This is a genomic window from Xenorhabdus budapestensis, from assembly GCF_002632465.1.
Taxonomy (GTDB): Bacteria; Pseudomonadota; Gammaproteobacteria; order Enterobacterales; family Enterobacteriaceae; genus Xenorhabdus; species Xenorhabdus budapestensis.
The window spans coordinates 72,866-97,970 of record NZ_NIBS01000001.1; the positions used below are offsets into that span (position 1 = coordinate 72,866).

Genomic DNA, 25,105 nt, shown 5'->3' on the forward strand with positions numbered 1-25,105 from the left:
ACATCCCATATTGGTTTATTCCAGCGCCTGCATTAAGGCGTCATTATCTGCACTCTTAGCGACTTTTATTTCTTGCCAGCCCAGCGTTCGGGCAATATTGGCGAGGCGTTCGCTGACCACAATTAGTCGGCAACCTAATAACCACGCTTTGCCATTACCGCTATTCTCAGTGCTACTATCTTCACTGCCATCATCTTCAGTAACTAAGTTATATAACAGTTGCAACATTTCGCCACTTGTAACAACGATGGTTTTTATACCACATTGTTGCCAATGATGATTGAACTCAGTTGTGCAATATTTGACTGGCTGACGTGAATAACATTCACAGTAATCGATTGCTCCTCCCCGCATCCTCAAGGTTAAAGCAATCATCTCTCGGCCACCATTGCCCCGGAGTAATAAAATCTTTTTATTCTCCATTTTCTGTAAGGTAGGCAGTTGCAGGAGATCTTCACTTGTTTCTCCTTGCTCTGACCAAAGAATGTCTTTTCCCGTTTGTTGATGAAAGAGCAAGGAGGTCGATTTGCCGATACCATAATAGGATAGCTTGTCAGGCCATGAGAGGCCTTCTTGTACAAGCTGTTCGTTGGCATAATGCACGGCATTTTGGGATAGCAGAAAAACGAAATCACCCGCTGATAGCTGTTGCAGTTTTTGTGCCAGCAAGGGCAACTCAGCACCAGGGTAAATAGCAATAAGTGGCGCACTAAATGCTGTTTTACCGATAGCTCTTAACTGATTGGTCAATGCTTCTCCTGCGGGGGCAGGACGGGTGACTAAGATGCTCATGCAGGTGGGTTCCTTTGATATACGTCAGCCAGGATCTGGCGTGCACCTTTCTCTAATAACTCTTCTGCCAATGATATACCCGCCAGGCGGGCCTCTTCTGGCGATACCATTTTTTCACTGTGAGTTCTTTCACCGTAAATAGTTCTTTCACCACGAATAATGGCACTGCCATCAGGTGCGCCAACAAGGGCACGCAACCAGATATTACTGTCCTGCCAGATAGCATAACTACCAATGGGAACCTGACATCCCCCTTCAAGGCGGGTGTTCATAGCACGTTCAGCGAGGACACAAATCTCTGTTCTCTGATGATTTAAGGGAGCAAGCAGCTCACGAGTCTGTGTATCATCCAGGCGGCATTCAATACCAACAGCACCTTGGCCGACAGCAGGAAGCAGCAATTCCGGTACTAATGGCATTCGGATACGTTCTTCCAGCCCTAATCTCTTAAGGCCCGCAGTTGCAAGGATAATGGCGTCATAATCACTATTGTCGAGTTTGCTCAAGCGGGTGCCGACATTACCACGTAAGTCGTGGATCACGAGATCAGGGCGCAACTGGCGAAGCTGGCACTGGCGGCGTAAGCTGGATGTTCCAACAATACTGCCTGCGGGCAGTTCATCAAGTGAGGCGTATTCTACTGAAACAAAAGCATCTCGTGGATCATCCCTTTCACAGATTGTGACCAATCCCAAACCCTCAGGAAATTCGACAGGGACATCTTTCATGGAGTGAACAGCGATATCCGCCCGGTTTTCAAGCATTGCTAATTCCAGCTCTTTCACAAATAATCCTTTACCGCCAACCTTTGCGAGTGGCGTATCAAGGATTATATCTCCGCGAGTGATCATTGGAATTAACTCAACTTTTAGTTGAGGATGGAAATGTTCTAGTTGCTTTTGAACGTATCGAGCTTGCCACATAGCTAAAGGGCTTTGGCGAGTTGCAATGCGAATGGTTTTCATTGTCATGGGTAATTATCTTGGATAATTGTATTAATTAACGGCAATTGGAGATTTTTATCTCCAAAGAGTGAAAAAATAGAACAGTAAAAATGGCTCAGTTTTAACACTTCAATAATTTTTTTTCCAGTTAAGAAAAAGCCAGAATAGTATATAAATATACAGCCCGAAAAGATAAAAATAATTTTAAACATTAAAATATTGCTTTAATTAAATGGAGAAAATAAACAAAAAGATTGAATTAAAATCAAATTGCTATTTGAAATTTATCTTTTTCGAAAAAAGAGAAAGATATTTATTAATTAAAAGTAATATTAATGAAACAGTTATGCAAAATTCGGCGTTTACAATACCTTACAGCAATGATACAGAAAATAGTCAGTTATAATACCTATTTCAAAAAAACATATTTTAGTATCAAATTTGTGATTAACTTAATATTTTACAACGAGTTAATTGATTTTTAGATGTTGTGTGGACGATGAAAAGATGATATTGCGGACTTTACGCCTTGACTGCAAGGTGTTAAATTGATCACGTTTCCGATAATAAGTTTGTAAAAAATTCTAAAAATAGTCTTGTAATACGACCTGTTAACGAGTATCGGACGTTAACGGTGGCTGAGCGTTAGCGGAAACTGGCGATTGTAAGCACTGGAACTGAAACAGGCGAAACTCTTGTATCTTTATATTGAAACGCTGAAGCAGCGACTGGATGCAATTAATCAGCTTAGGTTAGAGCGTGCGACTAATTCAATGAGCGCCGCGTTTAAGCAGGTTTATAATTTAATTCCAGTATTATTACACTACCATCATCCAATGATGCCGGGTTATATCAAAGATGACGTTCCTCATGGTGTCTGTTTTTTTGTGCCTGATGAAACCCAGCAATTTTGGATTAATGACCTGGAATACCAGCTTACTGGAGTTTTCTCACCCTCCTTTAATGGTGAACTGCCAATTACGGGTATTTACTCAATGGGCAGTACTTCTTCTATCGGACAGAGTTGCTTTTCTGATTTAGATATTTGGGTTTGTCATCAATCCTGGCTGGATAGTGGTGAAAAAGCGCTACTGGAACAGAAATGTATTCTAATAGAGCAGTGGGCTGCTTCACTGGATATTGAAGTAACCTTCTTTTTGATTGATGAGAATCGCTTTCGCCATCATGCCTGCGGCAGCCTGAATGGCGAAGATTGTGGTTCAACTCAGCATATCCTTCTGCTGGATGAATTTTATCGCACTGCGGTCTGCATGGCGGGTAAGCGCCTGTTGTGGACGATGGTTCCTGTGGAAGAGGAAGGAAATTACGATGAGTACGTGCTTTCTTTATATGCACAGGGTGTTTTAACCCCGAATGAGTGGTTGGATCTGGGCGGATTAGGTGAATTGTCAGCAGAAGAATATTTTGGCGCCAGCCTGTGGCAGCTTTATAAAAGCGTAGATTCTCCTTATAAATCTGTATTGAAAAGCCTGTTGCTGGAAGCCTATTCGTGGGAATACCCGCACGGCAAATTGCTGGCGATGGAGATGAAACAGCATTTCCATGATGGCTCGATTGTTTCTTTTGGCCTTGATGCTTACAGCATGATGCTTGATCGTGTTACCCGATACCTTACCGATACTAACGACATGACACGTTTGGATTTGGCACGTCGCTGTTTTTACCTGAAGGTTTGCGAAAAAATTCAGGAAAGTGGTGATGATAATAAAGAGTGCTCAGGATGGCGACATCAGATTATCTCTCAGTTAGTGCAGGAATGGGGCTGGAATAACGATAAACTGGCAATGTTGGATAACCGTAACTCATGGAAAATCGAGCAGGTACGCGCAGCTCATAATGAACTGCTGGATACCATGATGCAGAGTTATCGCAATCTTATCCGTTTTGCCCGGCGTAACAATTTAAGTGTGAGTGCTAGCCCACAAGACATTGGCGTATTGACCCGTAAATTGTATGCTGCGTTTGAGGCGCTGCCGGGTAAAATCACGTTGGTAAACCCACAAATTTCGCTGGATTTGTCAGAACAAGATTTGACATTTATTTATGTCCCACCAGGGCGGGCAAATCGTAGTGGCTGGTATCTTTATAATCGAGCGCCCGCAATAGAATCCATCATTGGTCATCAACCGCTGGAATATAATCGTTATTTGAACAAATTGGTGGCATGGACATATTTCAACGGGTTGCTGACGGAAAAAACCCGTATTCATATTCATCATGGCGAGCTTCAGACTGACAAGAAGAAATTGCGCGATTTGGTGAGTGATATTTCTACTCATTTCCCTATCCGATTGCCAGCACCGACGCCAAAGGCATTATACAGTCCTTGTGAAATCCGCCACCTGGCAATTATTGTGAATCTGGAAACTGATCCAACCATAAATTTTTCCAATCAGATTGTACATTTTGATTTCAGAAAGTTAGATGTATTTAGTTTTGGTGAGTCACAGCAATGTCTGGTGGATAGTATCGACCTGCTTTACCGTAATTCATGGAATGAAGTGAGAACACTGCATTTCAGCGGTGAACAATCCATGCTGGAAGCGTTGAAAACGATACTGGGAAAAATGCACAGAGATGCAGCACCGCCAGCTAGTGTTGAAGTTTTTTGTTATAGCGAGCATTTGTGTGGATTAATTCGCACCCGCATCCAGCAGTTGGTTTCAGAGTGTATCGGGTTGCGTCTCTCCAGTAATCGGCAGGATCCTAACCGCTTCAAGGCACTACGCATTTCTGGTCAAACTTGGGGGCTGTTTTTTGAACGGCTCAACGTTTCAGTGCAAAAACTGGAAAATGCGGTGGAATTCTATGGTGCAATTTCAAATACCAAGCTACATGGTCTGCCAGTTAAAATTGATGCTAAAGAAAAACATCTGCCCCCTGTCATTGATGGTTTTGCCTGTGAAGGGATAATTCAGTTTTTCTTTGAAGATATTGAAGGTAATCAAGAGTTCAATATCTATATTCTGGATGAATCAAACCGGGTAGAAATTTATTTCCATTGTGAAGGAAGTAAAGAAGAATTGGTGCGTGATGTCAGCCGTTTTTATTCTTCATCGCATGATCGTTTTACCTATGGCTCCAGTTTTATCAATTTTAATTTGCCACAGTTCTATCAAATCGTTAAGAAAGGCGAGCGTACTCATGTAGCACCATTTATGGATGGTAAGTCGCCGTTGGATAATGAAACACGAAGTATTATTGATCTGGAGCTGGATGAAGTATTCAGGGCAAATAATGACCCGTTTCATTCTTTGTACCACTATTGAGAGTGGGTTATAGTTAGGTCATAGTTGTAGTCAGTAAAAGTGCCGTATTTGGGATACGGCACAAGATGTCGATTGTTTCACTGAAGGGATAAAAACTTCACTAAAACTGAAATGGCTCGCCACTCTGTTCTGTGATTGCTTGTGCCAGCATGGAAAGAAAATCGTTACCGCTACGGTCGCAAACCCACTTGTTATCCCGGTAATCGAAGTGATAACCGCCATTTTTAGTTGCCAGCCAGATTTGGTGAAAAGGTTCCTGGCGATTGATAATGATCTTGCTGCCATTCTCAAAGCTTAGTGTCATTACGCCGCCATTGGTTTCACAGTCAATATCTGCATCACCCTCATAATTATCCAGTTGTTCTTCAAGATGTAGCATCAATTGATCAGCTAATTGATGAAATTCGCTATCGTTCATATTCATTTCCTATTTGCTTTTCAGGGCCTAACTGCGATTATAGAGAGTATTGGCGTATGAATCACAGGCATTAATTATTATGATGAACAAACAATTCCGTTGGTCACTTGCTATCATAACATTACTCTCTATTGCGGGATGTGGCTTGAAAGGCCCTCTTTATTTCCCGCCAGCAGAGTCCGTTGCACCACAAACTTCATTGAATAAGGTGCAACCGACGGGCAATACTTCTCAAAATAACATCTCTAAAAACGATATTATTAAAAACAATACCTCAGCGAATGCTTAATAAGCCTAAGCAGGTGATGGAATTTCACTTGGAGTAGTATATGCAATTCTCCAAAATGCATGGTCTTGGCAATGATTTTATGGTCGTTGATGCAGTGACCCAGAATGTTTATTTTTCACCGGAATTAATCTGCCGGTTATCGGATAGACATACTGGTGTGGGGTTTGATCAACTGCTGGTTGTTGAAGCGCCCTATGATCCTGACCTAGACTTCCACTATCGTATTTTTAATGCGGATGGCAGTGAAGTTTCTCAATGTGGTAATGGAGCGCGTTGTTTTGCTCGTTTTGTCCGTTTAAGAGGATTGACGAATAAACGTGACATTAAAGTTAGTACGCGGTCTGGTCATATGACGCTGAGTGTGACGCACGATGATCAGGTCTGTGTCAATATGGGCGAGCCAGTCTTTGAACCGCAGTCCGTCCCTTTCCGCGCTAACAAAGCAGAAAAAACCTATATTATCCGGGTTATGGATCGTACGGTGCTCTGTGGTGTTGTATCAATGGGGAACCCTCACTGTGTTATTCAGGTTGAGAATGTGGACACCGCAGATGTTGCAGTGCTTGGCCCCGTTTTAGAGCGTCATGAACGTTTTCCTGAGAGAGCGAATATTGGTTTTATGCAGGTCGTGAATCATAACCATATCCGATTGCGTGTCTTTGAGCGAGGTGCCGGAGAAACGCAGGCGTGTGGCAGTGGCGCTTGTGCTGCTGTTGCTGTTGGTATCCAGCAAAATCTGTTAGATAAGCAGGTTCGCGTTGATTTGCCAGGCGGTTCCCTGAATATTCGCTGGGATGGGTCAGGGCAGCCACTTTATATGACCGGGCCTGCAACTCACGTTTATGACGGCACAATTCATGTGTAGTTGATTTAGTGTGGCTGGAGTTATTTTTGAAATATGGGGCATTTGGAAAATGGGTAAAGAAAGCAAACCATTGCATACCGAAAACGAATTGGATGATCAGATAGTGGTGGATTATCTGCTGAATAACCCCAATTTTTTTATCCGCAATGCTAATGCGGTCGATAGAATAGAGGTTCCTCATCCAGTACGTGAATGTGTTTCTCTGATGGAATGGCATATGAACCGTCAGAGAAAACGAATCCGCTATCTGGAAGAAGATCTTATACATCTGGTGGAACAGGCAAAACAAAATGAAATATTGTTTAATCGCCTGTTGCAATTGCTTGCTGAACTTTCTGCTGCCGAAAGTTTGCAGGATTTTCTTTCCCGTTTAAGCTTATGGTCAAAAACACTGGGTCTGAGCAACTGCTATATTCGGTTGTTCTCTGACAAGTGGTTTCTTGGTGCCCCACTGAATGCACCGAATTTAGCGATATCCCGCAATGCTTTTGAGCCAGTCCGGATCCAACGATTCGGTGACAATAACCATTATCTCGGCATGTTACACGGCCCGGAAATTTTATTGTTGATGCCTCAGGCTCGTCATGTTGGTTCAGTTGCTGTATCTCTTTTAGGAGGACAGGGAGAGTTAGGCATGGTGATCTTCAATAGCCATGATAAACGGCATTATCACGAAGGGATGGGAACTGACCTGTTGGATCAGTTGGTGAAACTGTTGCCGGGGTTACTATCCCGTTGGATTGAACGAATATGAGTCAGCCAATCGATTTATTCCTTGAGCCAGTAGAAGCCTTTTTGCACTATCTGCGAGTTGAGCGTCGTCTAAGTCCGATGACAATAATCAATTATCGTCGTCACCTCACAGTATTGGCAGAAATATCATTGGAAATGGGGATGACAGAATGGCAGTCTCTTGATGCGACTAAAGTCAGAATGTTCGCTACCCGTGGCCGTCGGGCTGGGTTGCAGTCTGCCAGTCTTGCACTGCGTCTTTCTTCCTTGCGCAGTTTTCTTGACTGGATGGTGACACAGGAAAAAATAGAGGCCAATCCTGCCAAAGTTGTCAGTACACCACGTAAAAAGCACCACTTACCCAAAAACATAGATGTGGACGAAGCTAACCAACTACTCAATATTGACCTGAATGATCCTCTGTCTGTGCGTGACAGAACAATGATGGAAGTCATGTATGGTGCGGGCTTACGCCTATCTGAACTGGTTGGCCTGGATTGTCGGCATCTGGATTTGGAAAATGGTGAGGTCTGGGTGCAGGGTAAAGGCAGTAAAGAGCGTAAAGTCCCGGTCGGAAGGGTTGCATTGAAGTGGTTGCAACGTTGGCTGGAAATGCGGGAGCTGTTTGAACCGGAAGATAATGCCGTTTTCATTTCCACTCAAAGTGGGAAACGGATCTCAGCCCGCAATGTACAGAAACGATTTGAACAGTGGGGTATTCGTCAGGGGATAAACAATCATATTCATCCCCATAAACTGCGCCATTCGTTTGCTACACATATTCTGGAATCCAGTGGTGATCTCCGGGCTGTACAAGAATTGTTGGGCCATGCAAGTTTATCGTCTACCCAGATCTACACCCATCTGGATTTTCAACACTTATCCAAAGTCTATGATGTGGCTCACCCTAGAGCAAAAAGAGGGAAACCATAATGCGTTTTTATCGGCCTCTCGCGCCATTTGCTGCGATGACATTCGATCTGGATGACACACTTTACGATAACCATCCAGTCATTGATAAAACCGAAAAAGAAGTATTGTGTTTTATCAGGCAATACGATGCCAAATTCAGTCTTTTTGACAGCGAAGATCTGTATGTATATCGTCAGGCTGTTCTTGAGATGGAACCAGAAATTTACCATGATCTGACAGCATGGCGGCGGCAGTCCGCAGAACTGATGTTCAGCTACCACGGCTTTAACCGTGAGGCTGCTATACGTGGTGCGGATGAGATTATGTCTTGTTTCACCTATTGGCGTAATCAGATCACCATACCAGAATCGACCCATAACACCTTATCGGTGCTGGCAGAAAAAATGCCGCTGGTGGCGATCACCAATGGGAATGTTGAACTTGCTGAATGTGGTCTTGTCCGTTATTTTAAATTTGTTCTTAAAGCAGGGGTGGACGGACGTTCCAAGCCTTGTCCGGATATGTATCATCTGGCGGCTGAACGATTGGAGCTGCCAACAAATCAAATCCTGCATGTTGGTGATAATTTAAAGACAGATGTCGAAGGGGCGCTTTGCAGCGGTATGCAGGCTTGTTGGATTAATGTTGAAAATAAAAATCTGATGCAAGAGCCTGAAGGGCGGCTGGTTCCACATATTGAGATTTCTGACTTGGATTCTTTGATCTCACTGATATAATTTCAGACTATAATTCTGTATAAAAAAACAGCGACAAAAGTCATTGTTAACAACTGATGGTAATTATGGACGTCTCTTATCTGCTCGAAAGCCTGAATGATAAACAACGTGAAACCGTTGCTGTACCCCGTACCAATATGCTGGTACTGGCAGGTGCCGGCAGTGGTAAGACTCGCGTATTGGTGCACCGTATCGCCTGGTTACTGTCAGTTGAACATGCCTCACCTTTCTCCGTTATGGCAGTAACATTTACCAATAAAGCAGCAGCAGAGATGCGCCACCGCATTGAAAATCTGATTGGCACCAGTCAGGGAGGCATGTGGATTGGAACGTTTCATAGTCTGGCTCATCGTTTACTGCGCGCTCATCATCTGGATGCCAACTTGCCGCAGGATTTTCAGATTCTGGACAGTGAAGATCAGCACCGTCTGATTAAACGTATCGTCAAAGCGATGAATCTGGATGACAAACAGTGGCCTGCGCGTCAGGGTATGTGGTACATCAACGGCAAAAAAGATGAAGGATTGCGCCCTCAGCACATTGAAAGTTACGGCAATCCGGTGGAAGCAACATGGCTGAAAATTTATCAGGCCTATCAGGAAGCTTGTGATCGTGCCGGATTGGTGGATTTTGCTGAGTTATTGTTGCGTGCCCATGAGCTGTGGTTGAACAAACCGCAAATATTGCAACATTATCGTGATCGTTTTACTAATATCCTGGTAGATGAATTTCAGGATACCAACAGCATTCAATACGCTTGGATCCGCTTGTTAGCCGGTGATTCCGGTAAAGTGATGATTGTTGGCGACGATGATCAGTCTATTTACGGTTGGCGGGGAGCACAGGTAGAAAACATTCAGCGTTTCCTCAAAGATTTCCCGGCTGCGGAGACTATTCGTCTGGAACAGAATTACCGTTCCACCAGCAATATACTTAAGGCAGCTAATGCCCTGATTGCTCATAACAATGACCGACTGGGTAAAAACTTATGGACAGAAGGCAGCGAAGGAGAACTGATCTCACTTTATTCTGCTTTTAATGAATTGGATGAGGCGCGTTATGTTGTTAGCCGCATCAAGCATTGGTTGGACAACGGCGGAGCTTTGAAAGAGTGTGCGATCCTGTACCGCAGTAATGCCCAGTCCCGTGTATTGGAAGAAGCCTTGTTGCAGGCTTCCATACCTTACCGTATTTATGGCGGCCAACGCTTCTTTGAACGTCAGGAAATCAAAGACGCTTTATCTTACCTGCGTCTGGTAGCAAACCGTAATGATGATTCCTCCTTTGAACGCGTGGTCAATACACCTACTCGGGGGATTGGAGACAGAACATTAGATGTAGTGCGTCAGATGGCGCGGGATCAGCAGAAAACGCTGTGGGAAAGCAGTCTGATGCTGATTCAGCAAAAAGTGCTGGCAGGACGGGCCGCATCTGCCCTACAGCGTTTTATTGAGTTAATTGATGCACTGGAAACTGAAACACAAGAGATGCCACTACATATACAGACTGATCGGATTATCCGTGATTCTGGCTTATGGGCGATGTATCAGCAGGAAAAAGGCGAAAAAGCGCAAGCACGTATCGAAAACCTTGAGGAATTAGTCACGGCGACCCGCCAGTACAGCTATCAGGATGAAGACGAAGATTTGATGCCATTGCAGGCTTTCTTGTCTCATGCTGCGCTTGAAGCGGGTGAAGGGCAGGCAGATGCCTATCAGGATTCTGCTCAGTTGATGACCCTGCACTCGGCGAAGGGATTGGAATTCCGGCAAGTTTTTATTGTCGGTATGGAAGAGGGTATGTTCCCAAGCCAAATGTCCATTGAAGAAGGGGGGCGTTTGGAAGAAGAACGCCGTCTGGCTTACGTGGGTGTGACAAGGGCGATGGAAAAACTGACCTTGACCTACGCCGAAAGTCGTCGCCTGTACGGAAAAGAAGTGTATCACCGTCCGTCTCGTTTTATCGGGGAGCTACCGGCAGAATGTGTCACTGAAGTTCGCCTGCGGGCAACAGTGTCCCGTCCGGTGAATCATAAACGGTTGGGAACACCGATTAGCACTAATGACAGCGGATATGCCCTAGGACAGCGTGTCCGCCATCCTAAATTTGGTGAAGGGACGATTATCAATATTGAAGGCAGTGGGGAGCATTGCCGTTTGCAAATCGCGTTTCAGGGTGAAGGCATCAAGTGGCTGGTGGCTGCTTATGCCCGGCTTGAAACCGGCCAATAATAATCCGGTCGAATGTTGACAGGTTTTTTTCTTCTATACCCTATGGATTTTAAGTTGCGTTGCGGCGACAAGAGAGTGAATCCCTGAGAACATAGATAACTATTATGTGACCGAGGGGGCACGAACGCAGTCAACAAAGAGGCAGTTTGAAATACGACAGGTATAAGCGTAACATTCGCGCCTTACGATAAACGTAGGGAGTATAAGGAGACTTATGGTACATGCTGAACGCATTTAAATTAGAGAATAATCGCCTGCTCCGTCTTGAACTTGAAGAAGGTGATAAGTTATCCGACTCCATGTGGGTAGATTTGGTTGGACTGGGAGATGATGATCGACTCCAAGTTCAGAACGAGTTAGGGCAAGCCTTGGCGACCCGCACTGAATTGGATGATATCGAGGCTTCGGCCCGTTTTTTTGAAGATGAAGACGGTATGCACGTCCACTCATTCTTCTATTTTGAAGACGCTGAAGACCATGCTGGCAACTCGACAGTCGCATTTACCATTCGTGACGGTCGTCTCTACACACTGCGAGAGCGTGAACTCCCTGCATTTCGATTATACCGAATGCGCGCCCGTAACCAGACTATGGTTGACGGGAATGCTTATGAGCTGCTGATGGATTTGTTCGAAACCAAGATCGAACAGTTAGCAGATGTGATTGAAAATATCTACAGCGTACTGGAATCCCTGAGCCGGGTGATTATGAACGGTAAACAAGGGGATGAGTTTGATTCCGCCCTATCGAATCTTGCTGAGCAGGAAGATATTGGCTGGAAAGTGCGCCTTTGTTTAATGGATAGCCAGCGCGCCCTGAACTTTCTTGTGCGTCGTGCCCGTTTGCCTGCTAACCAATTGGAACAGGCCCGTGAGATCCTGCGGGATATTGAATCCCTGTTACCGCATAACGAATCACTGTTTCAGAAAGTTAACTTCTTGATGCAGGCAGCGATGGGCTTCATCAATATTGAACAGAGCCGGATTATCAAAATTTTCTCCGTTGTTTCTGTGGTATTTCTGCCGCCAACGCTGGTGGCTTCCAGCTATGGAATGAACTTCAAATTTATGCCGGAGCTGAATTGGACATTCGGCTATCCTGCGGCCATTGGGCTGATGATTGCAGCAGGATTGGCTCCTTACCTCTACTTTAAGCGGAAAAACTGGCTGTAATAATTCCGATCTCCATTCTTTATAGCCGCTTTGCTAGTTATTTCTAAAGACCCCCCAGTTACATAGTCAGCTATATTTCTGGGGGCTATCTCTCGTTATACTACAACCTGAAAAGGTATATTTTCGTACTCGCATTTGTTCGTATATCGACCTGCTCTGAGTGTTGGCATATGCTATACATATGTTTCCCAGTGTAGGAGATTTCATATGAGAACTGTAGCTGTTTTTAAAAATGGTAATAATCGTGCTATCCGTTTACCTAAAGATCTGGATTTTGAGGGAGTGAATGAATTGGAAATTATCCGAGAAGGAGAGACCATTATATTACGCCCAGTAAAACCTAGCTGGCATTCATTTTTATCAGAGGATAAGGCGGACGAAGATTTTCTATCTGAACGACCGGATATTATTGAGGAAGGACGTTTTACGTTATGAAAAAGCTTTACATGTTGGATACTAACATTTGTTCATTCATTATGCGTGAGCCGCCTATTGCGGTGATAAACCAATTACAGAAATGTGTAATGAACAACTATCCAATTGTGGTATCTGCTATTACTTATTCGGAAATGCGTTTCGGGGCAATTGGGGAAAAAGCCTCTCCGAAACATGGTGTATTAGTGGACGAATTTTGTAAACGTTTGGATGGAATCTTATCGTGGGATAAATCTGCGGTGGACGCAACAACAAAAGTAAAAGTTGCTTTGACTTCTGCGGGCACATCAATCGGACATAATGATACCGCCATTGCAGGGCACGCCCTGTCTGTGGGAGCTATATTAGTAACAAACAATACCCGTGAATTTTCGCGTGTAATTGGGTTGCCTTTAGAAGATTGGACTGAAATATATCAATAAAATCATAATGAAATTAATCGAGAAACTGATCCAAACTTTCAATACAGTATTGGATCAGTTCTGAATTTACTAAAGATGATTGCCTACTTCCGCAAGCGGCGCTGCGTATAAAGCGCATCCAGCGTAAACAGAATCAGAGCAGCCCAAATAAAGCCAAAAGTGATCAAACGATCTGGCCCAATCTTCTCACCATAAACCAGAGTTGCTAACAAGAACATTATGGTTGGACCAAGATACTGGAAGAAACCCAGCGTGGACAAACGTAGATGTGCAGCCGCTGCGGTAAAAAGCAACAGTGGCACCGTCGTAATAATACCGGCTGCAATCAGCATCAGATTCAAGGAATAGGTATTATCTAACATGTTGCTGGTCGGGCTGTCGGTGAAGAACAGCAGATAACTCAGAGCGACAGGGAATACCCAGACTGTCTCAATTAACATGCCCGTTTGTGCATCCACCCCTAGCTTTTTGCGGATCAAACCGTAGACGGCAAATGTTGTCGCTAAATACAGGCCAATCACAGGTACAGAGCCAAATTGCACGACTTGGATGAGTACTCCTGTAAAGGCTAAAGCCACGGCAATCCACTGTATCCGCCGGAACCGCTCACCGAGGAACATCATACCAAGTAACACACTCACCAAAGGGTTAATAAAATACCCCAGACTTGCTTCAAGAAGATGGTTATTATTGACTGCCCAGATATAAGTTAGCCAGTTACTGGTAATCGTGAAGGCAGTAAAACCTAACAGTAGCAAGATTTTGGGTTGACGGACAACTACCCAGGCCTGACGCCAGTGACGAGTTACTGTCAACATCAGCACCATAAAAAATACAGACCATATAACACGGTGCGATACGATTTCATCGGGGGGAACATATTGTATGCTTTTGAAGTAGATGGGAGCTAACCCCCAAATCAGGTAGGCACCTAAGGCATACAGGATACCTTTGGCTGTCTGTGGTTTGTTCATAATATCCTTGAATGTTCAGAGAGTGTTCAGAAAAAGTGGGAAGAGCTTGTTAGATGTTAGCCCATAGAGCCGTACAATGTGTCACTGGGTTAAGTAATTTACAAGAAATTAATGATGTAAATAATAAAGAAAATTTCCCAATCGGATTTTTAGACAATTATGCTGAATAATATTTTATTATAAAAATAATAAACTAGATTTATGCGGAAAACTCATTTATTACATAAGTAGTCTGAATGTTGGAGAGGATCTAACAGTGAACCACGTTGGCAAGCGATGTTGACATATTTACACTATCAAACTATCTGAATCCCATCATCGTTCTAATTGGTATTTCAGATTTATCAGGGCAATCTAGTCCTCGTATTTTGACTGCAAGATCGTTATTTCTCAACTCATTACATAGTTGTGCAATGTCTTTCGGAGTCCAATAGATATTTTTTCCATATCCTATTCTCTGAATTGGGTTTAATAAACTTTCCACACCACCCGCTGTTAATATTCTGGCAACTATTGTTGCGCAATTTTTACTGAAAGTACTATAGCTATGGCTCACATGATAGTTGCCATATGTTTTCCCAATATAGATTTCATTCTTTTTTGCCTGCATTTTTTCAACATCTAAGTTGATAAGCAAATATTCCAGATGGGGTTGTAGTATAAAATCTTTCTGAATATTATCGAAGGTTCCTGCAAATGATAAGCCTCCTCGATACCTGTTGGGATCAGAATAGAAACTGACATAATTATTATCTGTTGGAGATGGTGGATGCTGTATGGATGTTGAAGGCCAATCTCTTTCAGTAACGTTGTAAGGAGCAGGAGAACCGGCACCCCGTGAGAAGATAGAACCCCTTGAAGGACTTCTTTCATGTCTTGAAAAAATGGAAGAAGCTGAACGTCTCCTTTCAGTTGGTGGTATGGGGCTTGCTGGTGTGGAATTTGGCGGCGTTGGGGGTTCCGTAACCCCAATTGGCCAGGGGCATCTGGGTACTCCACCAATATAGATAGCGGCATGCCCTGCAACAAATTTGTGGCAGGGATACCAAATATAGACAACGGCAGAGACGGGAGTCCCCGCGAGGATTTTTTGTTCTGCTTTGGTTCTTGGGGTCATAGCTTGTTCTCTGGCTGGTTTATTGATTGATGTTTCAATAAATAACTTTGTAAGACAAGTTGTTGCGACTTTTTGGTATTGCCGGAATTGGCGATTGTTAAGATGAGCGCGGTGTAATGACTGATGCAGTATGATTTATCATATACCCAGAGTGGTGGCTTGTTAATAGATGATTTTGGCTATTTGGGGGAGTATTTTAAATAAAATAGTCAAAACAGAACGTTATTACACCGTGGGATACGTGCCGCAAAATGGCAGGCCGAACCCCAGACCCGCGATAAATTTAACGGGAAGATGGCTTAAAGCGGTGGGCTTTGAGATTGGCGGCACACTCACCGTTAAGATTATGGAGGGCTGTCTGGTGCTCATTCCTGACAGCGATGACACCCGCAGCATCAAGCAGTAGTACCAACGCCCGCAAGACCAGCTCAGTGAGATTAAGCTCAGGATGTGATTTGCCGCATTCTGGATATGGCAATCACACAAGAGAAGATTAAACAGGCAATTAATATAACACGCTAATATTTAACGCATTCTGACCGTGTTGGAGCACGACCAGAATGCTAACCACAAGCAACTAAGTAGGAGTTGAATGATGGCTAAGGCGCATTCTAAGCAAAACCGGGTGGTAAATAAAGCTGCCAAAACAGAACGTTATTACACCGTGGGATACGTCCCGCAAAATAACAAAGCCACAGCACCGCCTGCGATACACCTGAAAGGGCAATGGCTTAAAGCGGCGGGCTTTGATAAGGGCTGCACACTCACCGTTAAAATCATGGATGGTTGTCTGGTGCTGATCCCTGACAGCGATGACACCCGCACTATCAAGCAACAGTATCAGCGCCAGCAAGACCAGCTCAGTGAAATTAAGCTGCGGATGCGGGAACTGATTGGGGATTATCAGGCGGGATAATGATAAAAAAGCCGGAAGATCGCAGAGATCTTTCCGGCTTTTAAAATGGACAGACTAAATAATTTTGACTTGTAATATATAAGTTAGTTTACTTATTACATGCTATTCAATATTTCATCTAGCCAACTACTATTTTTCCTTTCACACTCTATATTGCCGACAAAGAAAAACAGATCATTGGTTTTTATATCTATAATCAGATAAATTTTGATTCCCAGACACGAAAAATACTTCCATATTGTTCATGATCTGGATTTGCAAATGGCACTTTTTCTATGACGAGTTTCAAAATTAGAAAGAGATCTTTTCTTAATTCATCGTCACTTCTATATTTTTCAATACCTACTGTATATTGGAAAAGTGCATCTTTATTCGGTATTTCAACTAATTCATAAGGTTGAATATTATCTTCATCACTGGCCATAATTAATACTGAATCACCGATAGGACATTCCATATCAACTTTTTCAAGCTCTTCTATTATTGCTTGAATATCGCCAAATACGCGTCTATAAGCTTTTGTATAAGCCCTATTTTTGGAAACAACAACAATTGAAAATTTCATATTAATGATATACCGGATTAAATAGTGGCTTATGACCAAAAATTTTCTTATATGTCTTAATGTAACGAAGTTCCACGGACTTGGCAGCAGCTTTACCTGCAACAGTTGCTAGGTGTTCAATGTAAACTTTAATTCCTAACTTATCAAATTTTCGCTGATGCTCTGCAAATCTTGTCATATATCCACGACCAGTTTCTCCAAAGTGAAGTATACGCCCTGGTGAATACCCTGGTGCATATCCTCCGACAACTTCAACTTCACGGATTACGTAAACATCATGTGGGCCCGTTGCTAATTTGCTATTGCCATGAATACGACCAGTGGTAGCTTTTACCCAGTCTGAAAAATTACTTCTAGGTCCTTGTCCCCAAGATTGAGAACGGGTGTGAGCAACCCACTGCTGCATGCTCATTTGTCCGCCACTATTTTTATAATCCTTCCATTTACTTAGTCGCTCTTGTAAACGGGGATTAATATGACACCCTGCCAATCCTAAGGGGTCTACCCATCCTGTTGGATTCTTAACGTATGCATACGGATTCTCACCGCCTGCCAGCCCCAACGGGTCCGGCATCAGGTACACACTCGCCACCGGCGAGTAATACCGGAACCGATTGTAGACCAGCCCGCTTTCTTCATCCAGCCACTGCCCTGCGAATTTTAGTCCCGGATCAAATTTTGAATTTTCTCCCACGACTCCAAGTCGCATTCCATACAGGGAATGCACAGGTTGGCGCCAGACCCGATGCCCTTGCGAATCAAACAACGCTAGTGGTTCCCCAGTTGGGGCACAGATGGCATAGTGCGTCTGGATTTCACTCGCAATCAATTCATCACAGTTTTCTGGATCAGGTGTGAAAAACTGAACCTGCTGCGCCAGCAATTGCCAGCCATCAAACACCAGATGCCGGATGCTGTACAGCCGATTGTGCCGATACTCGCGGATTTCTGCCGGCACATCGCCATCCCACAAATATGTTGTGCTCATTCCGGCTTGCTGGCAAATTTTCTCAGTTCGCCGCCCGAAGGCATCGTAGCGATAATCCCACTGCTGGCCGCCCGGTGTCAGCACGCCGATGAGTTGATTCTGGCTGTTCCAGCGGAACTTGGTCAACTGAGAACGATGGCCTTCCTGCCACAACTGCATGGCAGTCATCCGCCCCTCATCATCATACTCAAACAGATGCTGGCCGAGCTGGCGTAACCGGTGGCCCTTCTGGTAGAGCCGCTCCCCGTCAATCTCATTGAGCCCGTCAAAACGGCGGGATGGGTAACCGCAGGCATCATATTGATAATGTTCCCGCAACCGATCACCATCACTGACTGAGGTCACTTGTCCATTACCATTAACCACATAACGTAACCACTGCCGTTCATCATTCGCCGCTACCAGGTTAAGTGCATCGTCGTAACGATATTCGCGATCTAATCCTGCTAATGTCGGTTGCGGGATATCTGCCACTTCATGAGCAGCAAAAAACTCAGTGTTACGTCCGGCACGTTGGGAAGTGAGCAGCCCCATTAACGAGTGCTCCTGACGCAGGATAAAACCCTTATCAGACTGGCGATGCCATTCGTTTCCATCCTTATCCCGCTCAAAGGTCAGAGAATGGTCACCATTGATTGCCAGTAAACTCAGCTCTCCAACTTTATTAACAGCGGTTTTTGCCTGCCAGAGTCGGCCGTCGTGTGTATGAAGCTGCCTTTCTGTTGTGGTGTTATCAGGATATTCGCGGCGAATTTCCCCGTGTGGTTGGGTTTCCCGGATAATACGGCCTTGCTCATCGTATTCGAATGTTAAAGGAGTAGTGTCAGGCGCGGTGATTTCCAGCAGACGTCCGATGAGGTCATAGCTGTAGTTGGTGGTTCCTTCCGGTGTATGTACGGCTGTCAGTCGTTGTGCGGCATCGTATTCGTAGCGAGTGATATTGCCTAGCGCATCACGCTTTTCAATGCAGTTTCCGTTAAGGTCATAAGCGTAATGCCATTGGGTATCCGCATAGTCGGTTTCAGTAATCACCTGCCCGTCTGCATCCAGTGTATAGCGGTAGCTTTCCCCTTGTGGCGTGATCACTTCCAACAATTGCAGACTGTCAGAGTCATAACGGTACTGCCAGCGGTTTCCTTCTCCATCCACACGTGCGAGAGGTAAATCAAATGGCCCGTATTCAATCTGCCATTTTACGCCATGAGCATCTGTCCATTCGGTCAGATTGCCGTGACGATCATGGCGGAAACGCTCAATACTGTTATTGGGTCGGTCACTTAAAGAAATGCGGTGATGACGATCATAATCCCAACGCCAAAGGGCACCACCGCCAGTCGTCATTCGGCGCAGACGATCCTGGCTGTCATAACCCAGTTGCAGACTGCGGTTTTCTTCATCAAACAACTTAGTCAGGCGTTGATGACGGTCATACTCCCAACTGCGCTTATTGCCATCACTGTCTTCTACGGCGGTGATCAAGCCAAACTCGTTACGGGTCAGAGTGGTCTTATGCCCATCTGGTGCGATAAAACATTCAGGATTACCTTTATTGTCGAATTGTTGCCACCAAACTCGTCCGAGTGGGTCTGTCATGCTGATAAGGCGATCGGCATCATCATAGTGATAACGCCATGTTGCCCCGATGGCATTAGTAAAAGCGGTCACTAATCCGGTATCTGCGAGGTAATCAAGGGTAATAATTTCGCCTTTTGGTAAAATCTGGCGGCGCAAATTTCCCCATTCATCGTATTCATAGCGCGTGACACTACCGCATGGTGTTTCCACCTGGGTTACTTGTTGCTCATCATTGTAATGCCAGGTCGTCGTATGGCCTTGTGGCGTGGTTGAATGGGTGATGCCTGGTTCATAGGAGAGATGAACCGGATAGAAACCCCCAGATCCGACGCTATAAATACAGCGCCCCTGCTCATCATAAACGTAATCCACCGCAGTTTGATCATGATCAGACCACTGGCTTATTAAGCCTTGTTCGTTGTATTCATAAAACAGGTGATAGGTTTGTGTACTGTCTGCATCAGCCAGCCAGTCGTTATCGTGATAACCGTAACGCGCCAGCATCTCATTCAGGCCATTATCGGTACGATGGATCTCTTCCAGTAATCCATTTTCGCGGTATAGCAACACTAATTCCGGGCCATCGCTATGGGTAACCTTAACCAATTGCTGCTGTTCACTGTAATGAAACTGGATGGTGTTATCGTTATTGTCGCGATATTCGGTCAGCCACAAACGTTGGGTGCTCTCTTTGTCTGGGTCAGCCTCCGTGGTTGTAGGGAAGACAGTTGTAGGAAAGACAGTCGCGGGGAAGGTAAAATATTTACTGATTAAGCTGTCGCGATCACTCAGGATAAGGCCTTGCTTATATCGGCTCAGTCTGAAATTGGGGTGTTCAGGGTTGATACTGTGGTCATAACTGGCTGGCAGGGCAAAGAAGAGTGAAGCGCCTTCGGTTGTCAAAATTTCTATTCGATCCCCTGTAACAAGGACACATTCGGAGAAGTTATCCAGCCAGTTTTCCCCTAGCAATCCGCGATGACCGGGTGACCAGCTGCGAATAAATTGCAGCGGTATCGTCTGCCCTAATTCGATATCGGTACGCTGGTCAAACAGAGCGCCGGTGGTAACGTCTATTGGATCGCCCGTAAAGAATTTCTTGACACTTTCCGTATAACGCTTCAGGCCTTTATTATGTTTAAAAGCATGTTTGACGCAACCGATGGTTTTGAGTGTGGCGATATCTTTGATTTTTCCGGGGACATTTTTGATTTTTTTAGCGGCCGTTTCAGCACCTTTTTTAGCTCCTTTGATAGCCGCTTTCCGGCCTACTTTAGTAAATAGTTTTGCAAAGCCTTTTACGGCTCCTCGTGATGGCGGAACGAGAAATTCTACTGCAACAAGCAATGCACGCTGCCAGGCTGAAAACTCTTCTTGTATATCAAGGTATGTGCCCTGACCAGAACCAATAAAGACTTTGCTTGCACCACCTTTGATAGTTGAGCCACACTCCAGTTTATCCTTGATTCGTGCGGCGGGCTTTTCGTTGATAAAGACGCTTTCACTGCCCTGAGCGATGCGTGGTGCTGGATGATTTTTGCAAGCTGCTGTGTCTAACTCCACACGCGCCGCTGGTTTGCCTTCAATAAAGACATTAGGTGAACCTGTGGCAATCATCCCGGCTGGCGGGTTACAACTATCGATAGCGTCTGTAACGGCTGAACTGGCTTTGCCTATTACATCACCCAGCGCTATTGTCCCCAGCGTGCCGAGAGCCATAATTGCAACGGTCGCCAGCCCGCCGGTTGCACCTATCAGAAATGCAGCAGCTCCAAAAACCGCGGCACCGATCAACGCGCCCACAACCACGCCTGCAAGTGCCCCTAAAAAACTTTTATGCTGAATAGGATCACCCTCACGTGCAGCCGCAGGGCCAAGCTCTCGTGCTATCGGTTGAAGTTGCTTACTGGCATGAGTCGCACCTACCCGCGCAGTGCGAAGAGCAATTTCATCCATCAATCCCATAACTGACCTCCTGTCAGGTCGCCTGAAAACTACTGACAATTGCCAGCAGAGCGTTACGCTGCCTTTCCTCAAACGGCTGTGGAGAAGTCAGGTTAAAAGCCAGCAGCAAATTGTCCCGTATTTGCAGCACAACAGTCTGGTGCATCTCACCTTCCGGGCTTTGCCATTGGTAGTCCAGTCGCCAAGCCAGCGCCCCGCTTAGTTCTATCTCCAGCCTTTGATGCTCTTTATAACCGGGGAGATGGGTTTCAAATTGAGTCAATGTTTGGGCGTAGTAGGCGGTGTGGTCAGAACCCATCGGTACGGGTGTGCGGTTAATCACCAAATTAACGCCACTGTCATCCGGCAGGACAAATACCTGCATCGATTCATCACGCCAGTCAGATGGAATAGTTAAGGTTCCTTCATTCATTTGATAGGGTTGTTTATTCATGGGTGTCTTCCTTTATCACTCTTTTTTGGTCTATGTAGCTACCGTGTTCGCATGTGTTTTGATTGGCTCGGCTAGTTCAGTTGAACCTGTTCCTTGCCGTTGATGATGATATTTTTGCCGGTAATATGGATATTGCCCTTCTTGTCCAGAGTGATACTGGCACCGCCTGTGCTGATTTGGATGCCACCGTTGACAGACTGGATAGAAATGTCTTCTTTGGCGCTTAACTTACTTTTTTTCTCCACTGTCACTTGCCGGTTACCGTGGATAGTACTGGTCTCCTCGCCAGTCACTTCCTTGATGCGATCTTTACGTACGGATATCACCTGATTGTTGCCGATGTTTTCGGTGTGATCGTGTTTCACCTGCGTGGTACGGTCGTTGAGGACAGTGGTGTTCATATCATTCAGAACGATGGTATTCATATCTTTTTGGGCATGCAGGGCGAGTTGTTCACTGCCTTTCGCATCCTCAAACAACATTTGGTTATAGCCCTCTCCCTTATGGGTTTTGGAGCGAAACGCCATTTGGGTTTTGCTGCCGGGCAAGCCGCCGGGAGGGATATTGCTGGCGTGATAGGTTCTGCCGATAACGATGGGTTGATCTGGATCGCCATGTAAGAAATCAACCACAACCTCTTGGCCGACACGAGGAATAGCGAGCATTCCCCAGCCTTGCCCCGCCCACGGATGAGTAACGCGTATCCAGCAGGAGCTTTGATCATCACTGCGGCCATAGCGATCCCACGGGAACTGGAGTCGAACACGACCATATTGGTCACAAAAAATTTCTTCCCCGGCAGGGCCGACGACTTTGGCAATTTGTGGCCCATCAACGATCGGCTTAGGCAGTGGAGAAGGGCGCCAAGTCTGGGTTTGGCGGATAAAACTAAATTGGCTGTTTAGTGTTGTACCACTGCCACTGATTTCCTGTTCTAACGCTTGTGGTTGATAACCAGTATGGCTGGCGGAAATAACCTGCCACGGCTGATTCCATTCTCCACACGGATGGTTGGTCAGGGTGAAGAGCCGCCCCGGTTGGATGGCGATGGCATAACCGTTGCCATGTCCTATCAGCGCATCGTTACGCAGTGCTTCGAGCCGGTAGCGGGTAAAAGCAGCACCATGCTGTTCATCTTTGAAGCGTCCGGGATAATCGTAATGCTCGTAATAGAGCTTCTGGAGGTTGTCCTCTTTCATTTGCTGGCTGAATTCTGCTGCCCAGGCCGGATTTTTAAAGGTGTAATCTTTAAGTTGTACCTGTGCCGGTCTGACCTGCGCGCGGTTGGTGATACTACTAACAGAAACATCACCTGTAGGACTTTGTTCACTGGGTTGGTAGGGAAGTTCGATGCCCAACGGTACTGAGCCAGCATCATCGGCAAAGACCAGCGTATTACGCCCGTTGCTGCATTCAAAAAAGTAGAAAATGCCTTCTTCTGCGCTCAAACGCTGGATGAAAGTGAAGTCGCTTTCCTGATATTGCACACAAAATTCACGCTCTGGATGTGGCTGGCGCAAACTAAATACCACATCACGAATGCCGTGTTCTTTTAAGATGGTGGTGACGATGGTAACGATATCGCGCTGTTGGAAGATGCGTGAATTTTGGCGTAGTGTTGTACGCCACAAGTCAGGGCGGATAATCATCTGATAGGTGGTCTGATGTAATCCGGTATTCCCTTGTTCAAAGCTGGATACCATACCGCTGATGCTTCGTTGTTCGGTTTCTCCCTGCAAAATCGTGAGTGTGGCAGTGTGATCGAGCACAGTAGAAAAATCGATAGAGGGATTAGCACTTGCCAGACCAATATTAAGTTGAAAAGGTTGTGAAAAACCTTCTGTCAACGCGAAATCAGTGACAACAAAAGTTTGGGGTGGCAGGCAGCCTGCTGTCAGAGTGAATAGAAGTCCGCCGGATGAATTACCGCCAGTTTGCCGGCTCTTCTGAGAAATAATGCTCTTTTTCAGTGACATAATTTTTCGTCCTTATTTAATGTCGCTATTAATGCGATATTTGAGTAGCTGTTATCCTTAATTTCTCTTTTAACCAACGATTCGCCGGGAATATTTAATGTGAGAATATTGAGGGCGATCAGGAACTGTATTGTTTAATTTTTTTTCGCTCAGATAATAATCGACAAGATATAGCAGGTTTTTATTTAGTATGAAAAATAGTCACTACAATGTGATTGCAATCACTCAATAATTTATATAAATAAAATAATTAAAAACAAAATATGGGGTTGGAAATCAAGATATTTGTCTGCGGGTAGCGAATGACACGAGTATTTCTAAATAAAGTGATAAATTGACAAGAAATTAGCGGAAATTAATATTTCAGGTTCAATCATAATTTAATAATTGGCGGGTTTATCTTGCAAAAAAGGAATGTGTTTTTTATCACATCCCCCTCTTGCAGAATTCAGAACATTATATTTAAGAATATTGAATATCACCCAATCAGATAAGTCCCCGTTGCGCTGGCGATATGTACCTGTTTTTCATTGTGCAATTCTATTCTGGCGACAGATACTTTATTACCGGCACGAATGATATTACTGCTGGCAGTAAATACTTCACCACGTCCGGGACGCAGGTAATCAACACGCAGATCTATAGTACCTATCGTAGACAGGCGTTTTTGTAGTTCTTCCATCGTAATGACTTTCATCGTGGCCAGTGCACTCCCGGTACAGACTAAACCGCCAGCAACATCAAGTATTGAAGCTATAACACCGCCATGCAGGATTTTCTGGATCATATTACCCACTAGCTTATCTTGATTAATAAACTGAATCTCTGCGTAGTCTTCTTCAAAACGAACCAATTCAAGCCCTAAAAGTTGGTTAAATGGCATATGATAAACAAACGCCTCACCTATAAATTTACGCGCCTCTTCTTGTGTTAAAGGTTGGGTTGGTCGCTGTATCGTTTCCATATTGGATTTCCTGAAAATTAAAAAAATAAATTCACTGATATTAGATAGTTATTTTTGGTTAATAACTTGTTAAGTTTATGCTTTTATTTTCCAGCTTGCCAGTCTGAGAAGCGCTTTGAAAAAACAATTTTATGAAGAAAAAGTTGCTATAAAAAATGCTCGTTTCGTGTTTAGAATGTCTCAGTAATAAACAAGCAATGGTTATGGTAGCGGAGAGCGGGATTGGAGTTACCTACTGTCGAAACATGTTCGCGTTTATACACAAGTATTCAGTGGATAGGGTGAACCGATGATTGATTACAACTTCAAGCAGACCCAATGTCATGCTGAATGATATACTGTAATACCCTTCGTCTTTCAAGTTGCCTCTTTGTTGGCTGCGCTCACTCACCA

General features: G+C 44.7%; 22 protein-coding genes. 12 read left to right on the top strand and 10 right to left on the bottom strand.

Features of this window, described 5'->3' with window-relative positions:
* Positions 1–15: 15 nt before the first annotated feature.
* Positions 16–792 carry a uroporphyrinogen-III synthase gene (gene hemD / locus Xbud_RS00430; RefSeq protein WP_099134217.1) on the bottom strand — a complete coding sequence of 259 codons (777 nt, stop codon included), beginning with the start codon at positions 790–792 and terminating at the stop codon, positions 16–18.
* Positions 789–1,763: a hydroxymethylbilane synthase gene (hemC, locus tag Xbud_RS00435; protein ID WP_099134218.1), complete on the bottom strand. Its 975-nt coding sequence runs from the start codon at positions 1,761–1,763 to the stop codon at positions 789–791. Before hemC ends, hemD begins: the two co-directional genes overlap by 4 nt.
* Before the next feature lie 668 nt (positions 1,764–2,431).
* On the opposite strand from hemC, the gene Xbud_RS00445 reads away from it, so the two are divergent.
* Positions 2,432–5,026: a class I adenylate cyclase gene (locus Xbud_RS00445; protein ID WP_099134220.1), complete on the top strand. Its 2,595-nt coding sequence runs from the start codon at positions 2,432–2,434 to the stop codon at positions 5,024–5,026.
* A 100-nt stretch (positions 5,027–5,126) separates the two neighbouring features.
* On the opposite strand, the gene cyaY is transcribed toward Xbud_RS00445, so the two are convergent.
* On the bottom strand, positions 5,127–5,444 hold the full coding sequence (gene cyaY / locus Xbud_RS00450; RefSeq protein WP_099134221.1) for an iron donor protein CyaY: 318 nt from the start codon (positions 5,442–5,444) through the stop codon (positions 5,127–5,129).
* 82 nt (positions 5,445–5,526) lie between these two features.
* On the opposite strand from cyaY, the gene lptM reads away from it, so the two are divergent.
* The 9 genes from lptM to Xbud_RS00495 all read left to right on the top strand — a co-directional run bounded on the left by lptM (position 5,527) and on the right by Xbud_RS00495 (position 13,239).
* Positions 5,527–5,733: an LPS translocon maturation chaperone LptM gene (lptM, locus tag Xbud_RS00455; RefSeq protein ID WP_169923014.1), complete on the top strand. Its 207-nt coding sequence runs from the start codon at positions 5,527–5,529 to the stop codon at positions 5,731–5,733.
* Between the two features lie 40 nt (positions 5,734–5,773).
* Positions 5,774–6,598, top strand: coding sequence for a diaminopimelate epimerase (gene dapF, locus Xbud_RS00460; RefSeq protein WP_099134223.1), 825 nt, complete (start codon positions 5,774–5,776; stop codon positions 6,596–6,598).
* Positions 6,599–6,647: 49 nt separating this feature from the next.
* Positions 6,648–7,352: a DUF484 domain-containing protein gene (locus Xbud_RS00465; RefSeq protein ID WP_099134224.1), complete on the top strand. Its 705-nt coding sequence runs from the start codon at positions 6,648–6,650 to the stop codon at positions 7,350–7,352.
* Positions 7,349–8,263 (top strand): tyrosine recombinase XerC, encoded by a 915-nt coding sequence (gene xerC / locus Xbud_RS00470; RefSeq protein ID WP_099134225.1) that lies wholly within the window; start codon positions 7,349–7,351, stop codon positions 8,261–8,263. Before Xbud_RS00465 ends, xerC begins: the two co-directional genes overlap by 4 nt.
* Entirely contained in the window at positions 8,263–8,979 is a 717-nt protein-coding gene (yigB, locus tag Xbud_RS00475) for a 5-amino-6-(5-phospho-D-ribitylamino)uracil phosphatase YigB (RefSeq protein ID WP_099134226.1), read from the top strand. Before xerC ends, yigB begins: the two co-directional genes overlap by 1 nt.
* A gap of 65 nt (positions 8,980–9,044) precedes the next feature.
* Positions 9,045–11,210, top strand: coding sequence for a DNA helicase II (uvrD, locus tag Xbud_RS00480; RefSeq protein WP_099134227.1), 2,166 nt, complete (start codon positions 9,045–9,047; stop codon positions 11,208–11,210).
* Positions 11,211–11,431: 221 nt separating this feature from the next.
* A complete protein-coding gene (gene corA, locus Xbud_RS00485) occupies positions 11,432–12,382 on the top strand; it encodes a magnesium/cobalt transporter CorA (protein WP_099134228.1) in 951 nt (316 codons plus the stop codon).
* 207 nt (positions 12,383–12,589) lie between these two features.
* Positions 12,590–12,817, top strand: a complete 228-nt coding sequence (vapB, locus tag Xbud_RS00490) for a type II toxin-antitoxin system VapB family antitoxin (RefSeq protein WP_047683259.1) — start codon at positions 12,590–12,592, stop codon at positions 12,815–12,817.
* Complete coding sequence (locus Xbud_RS00495; RefSeq protein WP_099134229.1) at positions 12,814–13,239, top strand: type II toxin-antitoxin system VapC family toxin; 426 nt, start codon at positions 12,814–12,816, stop codon at positions 13,237–13,239. Before vapB ends, Xbud_RS00495 begins: the two co-directional genes overlap by 4 nt.
* 83 nt (positions 13,240–13,322) lie before the next feature.
* On the opposite strand, the gene rarD is transcribed toward Xbud_RS00495, so the two are convergent.
* Together rarD and Xbud_RS19490 are read right to left on the bottom strand one after the other, a co-directional pair.
* Complete coding sequence (gene rarD, locus Xbud_RS00500; protein ID WP_099134230.1) at positions 13,323–14,213, bottom strand: EamA family transporter RarD; 891 nt, start codon at positions 14,211–14,213, stop codon at positions 13,323–13,325.
* Between the two features lie 301 nt (positions 14,214–14,514).
* Positions 14,515–15,330: a hypothetical protein gene (locus tag Xbud_RS19490; protein ID WP_145956603.1), complete on the bottom strand. Its 816-nt coding sequence runs from the start codon at positions 15,328–15,330 to the stop codon at positions 14,515–14,517.
* Between the two features lie 169 nt (positions 15,331–15,499).
* On the opposite strand from Xbud_RS19490, the gene Xbud_RS00515 reads away from it, so the two are divergent.
* Both Xbud_RS00515 and Xbud_RS00520 read left to right on the top strand, forming a co-directional pair.
* Positions 15,500–15,736, top strand: a complete 237-nt coding sequence (locus tag Xbud_RS00515; RefSeq protein WP_099134233.1) for a SymE family type I addiction module toxin — start codon at positions 15,500–15,502, stop codon at positions 15,734–15,736.
* A 189-nt stretch (positions 15,737–15,925) separates the two neighbouring features.
* Positions 15,926–16,246, top strand: a complete 321-nt coding sequence (locus Xbud_RS00520; RefSeq protein ID WP_099134234.1) for a SymE family type I addiction module toxin — start codon at positions 15,926–15,928, stop codon at positions 16,244–16,246.
* A 196-nt stretch (positions 16,247–16,442) separates the two neighbouring features.
* On the opposite strand, the gene Xbud_RS00525 is transcribed toward Xbud_RS00520, so the two are convergent.
* The 5 genes from Xbud_RS00525 to Xbud_RS00545 all read right to left on the bottom strand — a co-directional run bounded on the left by Xbud_RS00525 (position 16,443) and on the right by Xbud_RS00545 (position 24,712).
* A complete protein-coding gene (locus Xbud_RS00525) occupies positions 16,443–16,811 on the bottom strand; it encodes a hypothetical protein (protein ID WP_244589825.1) in 369 nt (122 codons plus the stop codon).
* Between the two features lies 1 nt (position 16,812).
* Entirely contained in the window at positions 16,813–21,339 is a 4,527-nt protein-coding gene (locus Xbud_RS00530; protein ID WP_099134235.1) for an RHS repeat-associated core domain-containing protein, read from the bottom strand.
* 13 nt (positions 21,340–21,352) lie between these two features.
* Complete coding sequence (locus Xbud_RS00535) at positions 21,353–21,772, bottom strand: DUF1795 domain-containing protein (RefSeq protein ID WP_099134236.1); 420 nt, start codon at positions 21,770–21,772, stop codon at positions 21,353–21,355.
* Between the two features lie 71 nt (positions 21,773–21,843).
* Positions 21,844–23,748, bottom strand: coding sequence for a type VI secretion system Vgr family protein (locus tag Xbud_RS00540; protein WP_099134237.1), 1,905 nt, complete (start codon positions 23,746–23,748; stop codon positions 21,844–21,846).
* A gap of 478 nt (positions 23,749–24,226) precedes the next feature.
* Positions 24,227–24,712 (bottom strand): thioesterase family protein, encoded by a 486-nt coding sequence (locus Xbud_RS00545; protein WP_099134238.1) that lies wholly within the window; start codon positions 24,710–24,712, stop codon positions 24,227–24,229.
* Positions 24,713–25,105: the final 393 nt, after the last annotated feature.

Bases quoted from the DNA above. Each gene is read 5' to 3' on its own strand.
- hemD (WP_099134217.1), bottom strand. From the start codon at position 792: ATGAGCATCTTAGTCACCCGTCCTGCCCCCGCAGGAGAAGCATTGACC.
- hemC (WP_099134218.1), bottom strand. From the start codon at position 1,763: ATGACAATGAAAACCATTCGCATTGCAACTCGCCAAAGCCCTTTAGCT.
- cyaY (WP_099134221.1), bottom strand. From the start codon at position 5,444: ATGAACGATAGCGAATTTCATCAATTAGCTGATCAATTGATGCTACAT.
- lptM (WP_169923014.1), top strand. From the start codon at position 5,527: ATGAACAAACAATTCCGTTGGTCACTTGCTATCATAACATTACTCTCT.
- dapF (WP_099134223.1), top strand. From the start codon at position 5,774: ATGCAATTCTCCAAAATGCATGGTCTTGGCAATGATTTTATGGTCGTT.
- Xbud_RS00465 (WP_099134224.1), top strand. From the start codon at position 6,648: ATGGGTAAAGAAAGCAAACCATTGCATACCGAAAACGAATTGGATGAT.
- xerC (WP_099134225.1), top strand. From the start codon at position 7,349: ATGAGTCAGCCAATCGATTTATTCCTTGAGCCAGTAGAAGCCTTTTTG.
- yigB (WP_099134226.1), top strand. From the start codon at position 8,263: ATGCGTTTTTATCGGCCTCTCGCGCCATTTGCTGCGATGACATTCGAT.
- uvrD (WP_099134227.1), top strand. From the start codon at position 9,045: ATGGACGTCTCTTATCTGCTCGAAAGCCTGAATGATAAACAACGTGAA.
- corA (WP_099134228.1), top strand. From the start codon at position 11,432: ATGCTGAACGCATTTAAATTAGAGAATAATCGCCTGCTCCGTCTTGAA.
- vapB (WP_047683259.1), top strand. From the start codon at position 12,590: ATGAGAACTGTAGCTGTTTTTAAAAATGGTAATAATCGTGCTATCCGT.
- Xbud_RS00495 (WP_099134229.1), top strand. From the start codon at position 12,814: ATGAAAAAGCTTTACATGTTGGATACTAACATTTGTTCATTCATTATG.
- rarD (WP_099134230.1), bottom strand. From the start codon at position 14,213: ATGAACAAACCACAGACAGCCAAAGGTATCCTGTATGCCTTAGGTGCC.
- Xbud_RS19490 (WP_145956603.1), bottom strand. From the start codon at position 15,330: ATGACCCCAAGAACCAAAGCAGAACAAAAAATCCTCGCGGGGACTCCC.
- Xbud_RS00515 (WP_099134233.1), top strand. From the start codon at position 15,500: ATGATTTTGGCTATTTGGGGGAGTATTTTAAATAAAATAGTCAAAACA.
- Xbud_RS00520 (WP_099134234.1), top strand. From the start codon at position 15,926: ATGGCTAAGGCGCATTCTAAGCAAAACCGGGTGGTAAATAAAGCTGCC.
- Xbud_RS00525 (WP_244589825.1), bottom strand. From the start codon at position 16,811: ATGAAATTTTCAATTGTTGTTGTTTCCAAAAATAGGGCTTATACAAAA.
- Xbud_RS00530 (WP_099134235.1), bottom strand. From the start codon at position 21,339: ATGGGATTGATGGATGAAATTGCTCTTCGCACTGCGCGGGTAGGTGCG.
- Xbud_RS00535 (WP_099134236.1), bottom strand. From the start codon at position 21,772: ATGAATAAACAACCCTATCAAATGAATGAAGGAACCTTAACTATTCCA.
- Xbud_RS00540 (WP_099134237.1), bottom strand. From the start codon at position 23,748: ATGTCACTGAAAAAGAGCATTATTTCTCAGAAGAGCCGGCAAACTGGC.
- Xbud_RS00545 (WP_099134238.1), bottom strand. From the start codon at position 24,712: ATGGAAACGATACAGCGACCAACCCAACCTTTAACACAAGAAGAGGCG.